This window comes from Shewanella sp. 10N.286.51.B7, from assembly GCF_002873615.1.
In the GTDB taxonomy this organism is placed as follows: Bacteria; Pseudomonadota; Gammaproteobacteria; order Enterobacterales; family Shewanellaceae; genus Shewanella; species Shewanella electrodiphila.
The window spans coordinates 89028-97861 of record NZ_MCUF01000029.1 but is presented as its reverse complement, the minus strand read 5'-3'; the positions used below and the strand labels follow the sequence as shown (position 1 = coordinate 97861).

At 39.1% G+C, this 8834-nt stretch carries 7 protein-coding genes; 3 read left to right on the top strand and 4 right to left on the bottom strand.

Annotated features, from left to right (window positions below; translation table 11 throughout):
• Positions 1-439 precede the first annotated feature (439 nt).
• Positions 440-1714 (top strand): CinA family nicotinamide mononucleotide deamidase-related protein, encoded by a 1275-nt coding sequence (locus BCU84_RS08785; protein WP_102527717.1) that lies wholly within the window; start codon positions 440-442, stop codon positions 1712-1714.
• Positions 1715-1768: 54 nt separating this feature from the next.
• On the opposite strand, the gene BCU84_RS08780 is transcribed toward BCU84_RS08785, so the two are convergent.
• Both BCU84_RS08780 and BCU84_RS08775 read right to left on the bottom strand, forming a co-directional pair.
• Positions 1769-2950, bottom strand: coding sequence for a flagellar assembly protein T N-terminal domain-containing protein (locus tag BCU84_RS08780; RefSeq protein WP_102527716.1), 1182 nt, complete (start codon positions 2948-2950; stop codon positions 1769-1771).
• 3 nt (positions 2951-2953) lie between these two features.
• Positions 2954-3682, bottom strand: a complete 729-nt coding sequence (locus tag BCU84_RS08775) for a flagellar basal body L-ring protein FlgH (protein ID WP_102527715.1) — start codon at positions 3680-3682, stop codon at positions 2954-2956.
• 383 nt (positions 3683-4065) lie between these two features.
• Between BCU84_RS08775 and BCU84_RS08770 the strand changes: the two genes are divergently transcribed.
• A complete protein-coding gene (locus tag BCU84_RS08770; RefSeq protein ID WP_102527714.1) occupies positions 4066-4794 on the top strand; it encodes a hypothetical protein in 729 nt (242 codons plus the stop codon).
• Between the two features lie 101 nt (positions 4795-4895).
• Positions 4896-5351 (top strand): LPP20 family lipoprotein, encoded by a 456-nt coding sequence (locus BCU84_RS08765; RefSeq protein ID WP_102527713.1) that lies wholly within the window; start codon positions 4896-4898, stop codon positions 5349-5351.
• A gap of 235 nt (positions 5352-5586) precedes the next feature.
• Here the strand turns inward: BCU84_RS08765 and BCU84_RS08760 are convergent, their stop codons facing one another.
• Both BCU84_RS08760 and ppc read right to left on the bottom strand, forming a co-directional pair.
• Positions 5587-6123 carry a DUF1439 domain-containing protein gene (locus BCU84_RS08760; RefSeq protein ID WP_102527712.1) on the bottom strand — a complete coding sequence of 179 codons (537 nt, stop codon included), beginning with the start codon at positions 6121-6123 and terminating at the stop codon, positions 5587-5589.
• Complete coding sequence (gene ppc / locus BCU84_RS08755) at positions 6123-8771, bottom strand: phosphoenolpyruvate carboxylase (protein ID WP_102527711.1); 2649 nt, start codon at positions 8769-8771, stop codon at positions 6123-6125. The genes BCU84_RS08760 and ppc overlap by 1 nt, the downstream gene beginning before the upstream one ends.
• Positions 8772-8834 lie beyond the last annotated feature (63 nt).

Here is an 8834-nt window from a genome sequence, read left to right as displayed (position 1 = left end):
TGTGGACGATATGCCCATGTACCCTTACAAGGATAGTAAAAAATAGGTCATTGCTAAGCGCCTAATTTCTCTTAAATGAGAGCAGATAGCCCGTTACTTACGTAGCGGGCTTTTTTGTGTCTGGAATTTGAGTGAGTTCGTTAACGGCTAAAGCTAATAAACAATATGGCTAGAATGCCCATGAGCTCTTACAAGGAAATGTAGGTCATCGACATGCGCCCAATCTTTTAAAGAGTAAATGGCTTAGTTATTGATTTTTTAGGTGTATTTGTCACTGTAATTTGAAGTTCGAAGATAGTAATTATTATTTAAAACCTTACTATTATGAATTATTCCCTATTAATCGTTGATGTTTAATATAGGTCAGCTATCTTGATAGGCAATTCAACAGGTTTTATATATTTGGCTTAGTTTTCAAGTCAGCATTTTAGGGAAAAAAATGAAATTAGAAATGATTTGTACTGGTGAAGAAGTTTTATCTGGCCAGATTATTGATACCAATGCTGCGTGGGTTGCAAACACCATGATGGAGTTGGGAATTGAGACTCAACATAGAATCACGGTGGGTGATCGACTTGAAGATCTTAAGAACGCCTTTATTGAACGAAGCCATCATGCGGACGTAATCATTGTTAATGGTGGCTTAGGACCTACTAGTGACGACATGTCTGCAGAAGCTATGGCTTTGGCTAAGAGTGAAGAATTAGTTGAAAATATCGAGTGGCGTGAGACGCTCGTTAACTGGTTTGCTCGTAATAATAGAACAATGGCTAAGAGCAATTTAAAACAAGCTTGGTTGCCTGAGTCGGCTGTGATGGTAGATAACCCCGTGGGAACGGCCTGTGGCTTCAGAGTTAAGCTCAATAAGGCCTGGTTGTTCTTTACTCCAGGCGTGCCTTTCGAATTAAAGCACATGATTAAAGAGCAATTCATCCCTTTTATCAAAGAAGAGTATGGCATCAGCGAGAATACGTCGCTTAAAAAATTACTCACAATTGGTCATGGAGAATCCTCACTAGAGGATAGTTTGTCACCATTAAATCTTCCAGATGGGATTACGTTAGGTTATCGCTCTTCAATGCCGCACATTGAAATCAAGATTTTTGCACGTGGGGACAAAGCAATAAGCAAACTCCCTAGTGTGACTAAAAAAGTTAAATCAATTCTTGGAATCGCGGTTGTAGCAGAAGACAGGCCTACTTTAGCCGCTGAGATCCATAATAGATTATATCAGTCTGGTTTCAGCTTAAGCATTGCTGAATCTTGTACTGGAGGGTTGATCACCAGTCAATTAATTGATTTTGCAGGCAGCTCTTCTTATCTTCATCATGGATTGGTGACCTACAGTAATGAATCTAAGGTAAAAATATTGGGCGTAAATCCGCAAATACTTGATGATTATGGGGCTGTTTCTATTGCCACTGTGGAAGCGATGGCGAGAGGAGCAAGAGATATTCTAGACAGTGATTTTGCATTATCTACCAGCGGAATAGCAGGTCCAGATGGCGGTTCTGATGATAAGCCTGTTGGCACTGTTGCAATAGCTTTAGCCACTAAGCACGCAGTATATAGTCAGATGATTAAGTTACCGAGCCGATCTAGGCAACTGGTGCGAAGTATCAGTGCCGCAATTGCCTATGATATGTTACGTCGTGCTTTGCTTGGTGAAGCTGTCATTGTTGATTACCCATCAATATCTCGATTTGCAAAGTAAATTACACCGATAAATGATCTAGTTCGCTAGTTCGCTAGATCGTTTATCTAATAGTTAAAAACTGGTTGTTGTGACGACATCGTATAAATCTACTTGGTGTTGATTTATGCCATTAACGTCTTCATTTTCTGGTGCTTTGAGCAAGCTAATTTTATTGCTCACTTGAATCACTTCCAATAACGTTGGTTCATCTGGTGGCATTAGAGTGGACATCACGGTATTTCTTAACGGTATATTTTTAAGCTTGATATGTTGAAAGATATCGCCTTTTTTAACGCCATGCATAGTGCCGATATTTATAGTGATAAACTCATCATCTCGATTTATTACCGTTGCTTTAGTTGCCTCACAACTCAATGTTTGGTTAATGTCTTGCGAGACTTTAAACAGAGTATCAACGATGGCTTTACCGTATTCACTTCGCCAAAATAAACTATTTGATAAATCAACTTTAGAGTAAGAGTCGAAGCTCCAACCTCCCTCACCATGGTATTCATCTTCTAGAAGTATGCTGTCGCTAATTCTATCGTACATAAACACTTTAATAGTGAAGTTACGCTTTGGATAAATCGTATTGGTTAATAAAGCTGACTTTATTTCATTATATAAACCTATATCGCGTATATAACCAAAGACTAAATATTGGCTTTGAAATTGGCTATTCAACCTATGTGAGATACTTTGAATGGTCTTTAGATTTATGCTGTCAAAGCTGGTCACAGGCTTAAACACCATCTGAGGTATCAGTTCTTCAACAAAGACGCTTGGTTGGTTGCTGAGTTCGTTTTTGAATCTAGAGGCTACATGAAATGGCAAAGTGTATATATCACCAGGCGCAGCCTGTTCAGGGGTCATCAAAGGAAACTGGGCAATGATTAGCTGTTTGGAATAAGCATCTTTAATGCAATTCGATTTAGAATGAAGATTCACCTTGAGATTAACGGTTAACTTACCTGCGGTTATCGTTTCATTAAGAATGACAATCTCACTGATTTGCTGTTTCGATACAATATTGCTTTTACTACTCGTAAGAATGCCATCTCTTACCGTATTTTCGATACTAATGTAACTACTTGCTTGAAGTGAGGCGTTTTCAATTGCTTGTTCAATAGCTAATTTACGCACGTCATTATAATCATCACCGTCATAGGGAATTGATGCTTGGCCTAAATACCACTGTGCATAGGACATTGATGGTAAGCAGAGCATTAATATTGCACATAGTATTTGCTTCATTGATTAGCCAAACACATTAAGCAGTTTAGAAATTAGCGATGGATCTTGATTGTCTTGTTGCTCTCCCTTGCCACTGACTTCAATCACTGTATTTCCGACCATGCTTGAATCAATTGAATGATCCGAGCCAATATCTGTCACTCTAATTTCACCTGAAAAGCGCACATATTCGTCGCCTTTATTCAGTTTTAGCCACTTTTCCCCAGCAACGACTAAGTTACCGTTAGGGAGTTTTTCTCTTACTGCAACAGTAATGGTACCAGAGAGAGAGTTATTGTGATTACTTGCAGAGGAGCTATCAAAGCTTTTATCTTGAGAGTAATCGGCGCTGAGATTGTTCTCATCGATGTTGATATTACCAGCGGTTATATTGGGGGATAACTCGAAATCATTTGAGCTATCTCTGGTATAGCTAACTGATTTTTTCGACGTCATCTCTTCATTTAATCTGATTAAGATCATATCACCAATATCATAACGATTATTGTTTTGATAAATATCATATACGCTGTCAGGGTTAAATATTGAGCCAGTAATTTGCTGCGCCTGTTGAATATTATTATTTCTGACAGGGCGATATTGAGGATCCCCTTTCATCACTTCGTCATCCGTTTCAATAACATTAACTGTGGTGTTTTCTTTAGTCGGTACTTTTATTTCAGCGACTTCAGTCGTTGTACAAGCTGACATACTTAATAGAATGAATGCTGCAAACGTGATTGTTAATTTCATTTCTGAACAACTGTGTTGAGGGTTTTATAAATTTTAACGTCAATTGAACTATGATATCTATCTTCTACACAGTAACTTCATTATCTTTACGCTTATTTACTAATATTAATGTTATTTGTTACTAACTATTGATATATATTGTTTGTGTGAGGTGTTGCATCTGTTTTAAAGTTTTTATATTTGAAACGTAATATATGGACTTGTTGTGGATATATATTATTTGGTGGGATTTATACTTGCTTGCTATTAACTGTGTCATTTGTATTGGCTTTGTATTATTAATTGTATACTATAAATTTGCAGGTGTATTTATATTTACACATGTTTTTGGTGAATGAAATATTTTAAAAGTCTATTCTAACTTTACTTGGTTAAATACTATTATGACTCAGCAAGAATCTTTGTCTGCACTATCTAGCTCAACTGAATTAATCAAATCTGATAAAATAATTCAATCCCAATCGAGTGGTGACTCCGATACATTTGCTGATATTCTGACAAGTGTCTCTAAAGTTAAGAGTGTCGGCAGTGCTGTGCTTGAATCTAGTTCAACCTCTGAAACTTTTTCGGTAGACTCTTTGCAGCAACAAATACTGGCTGAGACTGGGCTAGGTAATTCAAGTATCTTATCGCTAAATATGAATAGCAGTATGATTATGGAGTTACAACAAGGCTTATTATCATCATTACAAACCAGTATGCTCAAAACTGCTGTCACCAATGCAGTAGGCGAAAATACATCCGTTTCAGCTAAGGTCAGTTCCGAAGAAGTAAGCTCGTTAATAAGTAATGCGACACCAGAAGAATCTAATATTGGTGAAGATATTTATAAATTCTCTTTTGGTGAAGACGGTTTTGATCAAAAAGATGTTATCGATTCAGTAAATATCTTAAATCATACCCCAATATTATCTTATATTTACCAAGAAACCACCGATACTGAAATAAGCCCAGCTTCGACATTAGCAGGTAGTTTAATTTATTCTGATTATGTTGGTGCGGGTTCTACAGCGATTAAATTAATTATGGATTATTTTGCAGAAACTAATGCTGGAGGTATTGCAGCAGGAGTTAGTTCTTTTCTTTCAGATGATAATGATAAAGGTACTTAATATCTTTATTGCGTAGAATCGTGCAACGTTTAATTCGCGGGTTAAGTATATGCTATTTATTATTTTTGATTTATTTTTGAAATATTTTATTGGTAATTAATATGAAAATAATACTTCTTATGACTTGGTTTATATTAAGTGGTTGTGAAGCTTTAAATAGTCAACCAGCGCAATATCATCCAACTGATTTTCCTGTTTTAAATGCTGTAGGTTATGCACCTATTGAGAAGCAACCTGCAGAAATGCGTTCAGAGCAGATTTTAATGGCTATGGAAGCGTCAAAAATCTTGGCGTATAGAGAATTAGCCGAACAAGTCTACGGATTACAGCTAAACTCGCAAACAGCAATACAAGGTCACTCGCTGAATAATATCGCCACCAAGATTAAAGTTTCTGGTGTGATAAAGGGAGCCAAAGTTGTTAAGGCTTATCCAATAGACGGCTTTTATGTCACCGAATTGGAGCTAGATTTTAAGCTGGTGCGAGATTTGTATATGCAGTCAGAAAACCCAGTGCACTCTAGCACCTTGGTGGTTGAGCCAGTAAAAAACTTTTAATCCATTCGATCTTTGATGAATATGGCTAGTTTTATTAAAAGTAGACAATGTTTTGTTAATAGAACTTGTCTGCTTACTTTGAGATTTTCACGTTACCGGCGTTTTAGTTGCAGGTGTACTTTGTAACTTAGTTGCTCATTTCTAACATGGTTTTCTCTTCCTTTATGGGATTACTGACATAAAAAAGCGCCAGTCGGCGCTTTTAAATTAACGTAGGTTAGTTCAAATTAAAATGTTAGAACTTAATCACTATTTTACCTTTTTGTACTTCAATGGCTTTAGTCATCGAAGCCATTAGTGCTTGATTGGAGTCATTGGTGTCGAGCACATAGACGGGTTGTGATTCCAAAAACGTTCGCAAAAATATCATTAATTGTGGCGTAATCGGTTTAAGCATCTGTTCAATATCTGCAGGCTCAGATTTAACGCTAACCAAGTCGAGCTTCTTTAGAAAGATGCTTTTACTTTCTACGTCATACCATGGCTCTGCTTCAAAAGTGATTTCCATATCTGCTGAGATTGACTTAAAGGGATTTTTTACCCCCATCTCAGTTAATGCAGTAACAGAAATAGTATTTGGTTTATGACCTAACTCTACTTCCATATCATTGAGTTTAAGTTGTAATCCGAAGATTTGATTACCTTGAGAGACCTCATAATGCATTTCATTATTAAGATAATCTTCTACTTCCGACTCAGTGATACTGTACTGACTAGCACAGCCAGTCAGTAACAACATGCAACAGATTAGTATTGTTTTGAACAATGTCATTATCCTGTGTTTCTCATTCCTGCTGCTACACCAGCAATGGTGAGCATTAATGCTAACTCCACTTGCTTTGAAGCTTGTTCTTCATTACGAGTACGGCTTAGCAGTTCTGCTTGTAAAAAGTTTAGCGGGTCAATGTAAGGGTTACGAAGCTTAACTGACTCTCTATTCCACGGAGTATGCGACATTAACTCTTCTGATTCCGTTAACGATAATACTGCTTCAGTACCTAATTGTAGACTCGTACGGAGTTTTTTACCTAAATGATGTAAATCTTCTGGGACCAGTGTACTTTCATAGTATCGCGCTAGGTTAGGCTCTGCTTTCATATAAACCATTTCTAGCATTGATATGCGGGTTTCAAAGAATGGCCATTGCTGTTCCATTTCTTTTAAAAGCTCAGTTTCACCACGCTCATTTGCCGCAGTTAATGCCTCGCCCGAGCCAAGCCAAGCAGGTAACATCAATCGGTTCTGTGACCATGCGAATATCCAAGGAATAGCGCGAAGGCTTTCAATCCCGCCATCAACTCTTCTTTTAGCTGGTCGGCTACCAAGAGGCAGTTTACCTAGCTCCACTTCTGGGGTTGCAGCTCTGAAATAAGCCACAAAATCAGGCTCCTCACGAACGATTCCGCGATAAGCTTTAACTGAGTCATCGGCAATACGCTGCATGCAATCACGCCATTCTTGTTTTGGCTCTGGAGGAGGTAATAAAGTCGCCTCCATTACAGCTGATGTGTAAAGCGCTAAACTTTGTACGGCAACTTTGGGTAAGCCGAATTTAAAGCGGATCATCTCACCCTGTTCAGTAACTCGGATACGGCCGTCAACCGAGCCTGGAGGTTGAGACAAAATTGCTTTGTGAGCTGGCCCGCCACCACGTCCAATAGAACCACCGCGACCATGGAACAGCATTAGTTTAACGTCAGCTTTTTTACACACAGCGACGAGTTGTTCCTGAGCATGGTATTGTGCCCAAGCTGCTGCCATGACTCCAGCATCTTTCGCAGAGTCTGAATAACCAATCATTACTTCTTGCATACCTTTGGTGTAACCACGGTACCAATCAATATCGAGTAATTGTGTCATACAGTCAGCGGCAGTGTTTAAATCGCTTAATGTTTCAAACAATGGCACCACACGCATTGGATGCTGGCAGCCCGTTTCTTTTAATAGCAATAATACAGCTAGCACGTCAGAAGGTTTACTCGCCATTGAGATAACGTACGAGCCCAGTGCCGTAGCTGGTTGAGTTGCGACTAGCTGACATGTTTTAATGACTTCTTGAACGTCAGCAGAAGGCTGCCAAGCAGAAGGGATCAATGGGCGACGACTGGTGAGCTCTCTGAGCAAGAAGGCTTGTTTTTCATTTTCGTCCCAATGATCGTAATCACCCATGCCTAAGTAGCGAGTCAGCTCAGCGATGACATCGCTATGACGCTCGGCATCTTGGCGAATATCTAGTCGCAGCATATGAATGCCAAAACAGGCTAAACGGCGCAACATATCTAGTAATAAACCATTGGCTATTAAACGCATGCCTGACTCTGACAAACTGCGATATAGCAATTCAAGTGGCTGTTTTAAATCATCTAGTTCCCATACCAAGTCATTATAGTTTACGTCGACTTGATGGCCTTCAAGGCGCGCATTTAGGTAGTCAATCGTGTTACGGAGTTTATGACGTAGGTGCCTTAACACATCGCGGTATGGCTCTTTACTGTTTGGAACGAGTGCCATTAACTCTGCGTTGGCATCTTCCATGGAGAGTTCATTAACCAATGAAACTACATCCTTTAAATATAATCTTGCCGCTGCATGGCGGTTGCGTAAGAGGACTTCCTCAGTCACGACTGAGGTGACAAATGGGTTACCATCTCTATCGCCACCCATCCAACTTGAGAATCTAACAGGGCAAATATCTGCTGGAATTTGTTGACCTGTTTTAGCTTCTACGTGATCATTTAATTGGCGTAAAAAGTCAGGTACTGCCTGCCATAGAGAAGCTTCAATAGTGCTTAACCCCCAGCGAGCTTCATCGACAGGTGTTGGTCGCTCATTACGAATTTCATTGGTATGCCAAATTTGGGCTATCAATTGACGTAATCTTAAATGAGATTGATTTCTTTCTCGCTCTGTTAATTGCTTATTTTCTTGCTCAGTGAGGCAATCGACAACGGCCGAATACTTTTGAATTAATGTTCGGCGGGAGATTTCTGTTGGATGCGCGGTTAACACCAAATCAATATCAAGTGTCTTTAAGCAATTGATAACATCTTGTTCATTGGCATTACTATTAAGCATTCTTCCTAGTAACTGCTCTACTGGGTCGGGCACACAAACTAGCTCATCACAGTTACGGCTTATGGTGTGAAATTGTTCTGCAATATTGGCTAGATTTAAGAATTGGTTAAAGGCTTTCGCAAAAGGAACCAGTTCTTCGTCTGGTAAGGAATTCAATAAAGTGAGCATTTGCTGTCTTGAGTCAGCGTCGCCTTGGCGAGACTCTTTTGCAAGAATACGGATTTGCTCTACTTTTTCGAGAAATGCTTCGCCAAGGTGATCACGCATCGTGTCACCCAGAATCTGCCCTAAGCTACTCACATTCGAACGCAAAGAAGCGTACATGTCGGCGGTTTGCTCTGCCATAATTACTCCATAAGTTAACTTAATTAGCCGTTACAATATCAGACTTTAGCTAGCACAATAGCG

What these genes read in the sequence shown, in the direction of transcription:
- ppc (WP_102527711.1), bottom strand. Translation starts at nt 8,771, where the DNA reads ATGGCAGAGCAAACCGCCGACATGTACGCTTCTTTGCGTTCGAATGTG.
- BCU84_RS08785 (WP_102527717.1), top strand. Translation starts at nt 440, where the DNA reads ATGAAATTAGAAATGATTTGTACTGGTGAAGAAGTTTTATCTGGCCAG.
- BCU84_RS08765 (WP_102527713.1), top strand. Translation starts at nt 4,896, where the DNA reads ATGAAAATAATACTTCTTATGACTTGGTTTATATTAAGTGGTTGTGAA.
- BCU84_RS08770 (WP_102527714.1), top strand. Translation starts at nt 4,066, where the DNA reads ATGACTCAGCAAGAATCTTTGTCTGCACTATCTAGCTCAACTGAATTA.
- BCU84_RS08780 (WP_102527716.1), bottom strand. Translation starts at nt 2,950, where the DNA reads ATGAAGCAAATACTATGTGCAATATTAATGCTCTGCTTACCATCAATG.
- BCU84_RS08775 (WP_102527715.1), bottom strand. Translation starts at nt 3,682, where the DNA reads ATGAAATTAACAATCACGTTTGCAGCATTCATTCTATTAAGTATGTCA.
- BCU84_RS08760 (WP_102527712.1), bottom strand. Translation starts at nt 6,123, where the DNA reads ATGACATTGTTCAAAACAATACTAATCTGTTGCATGTTGTTACTGACT.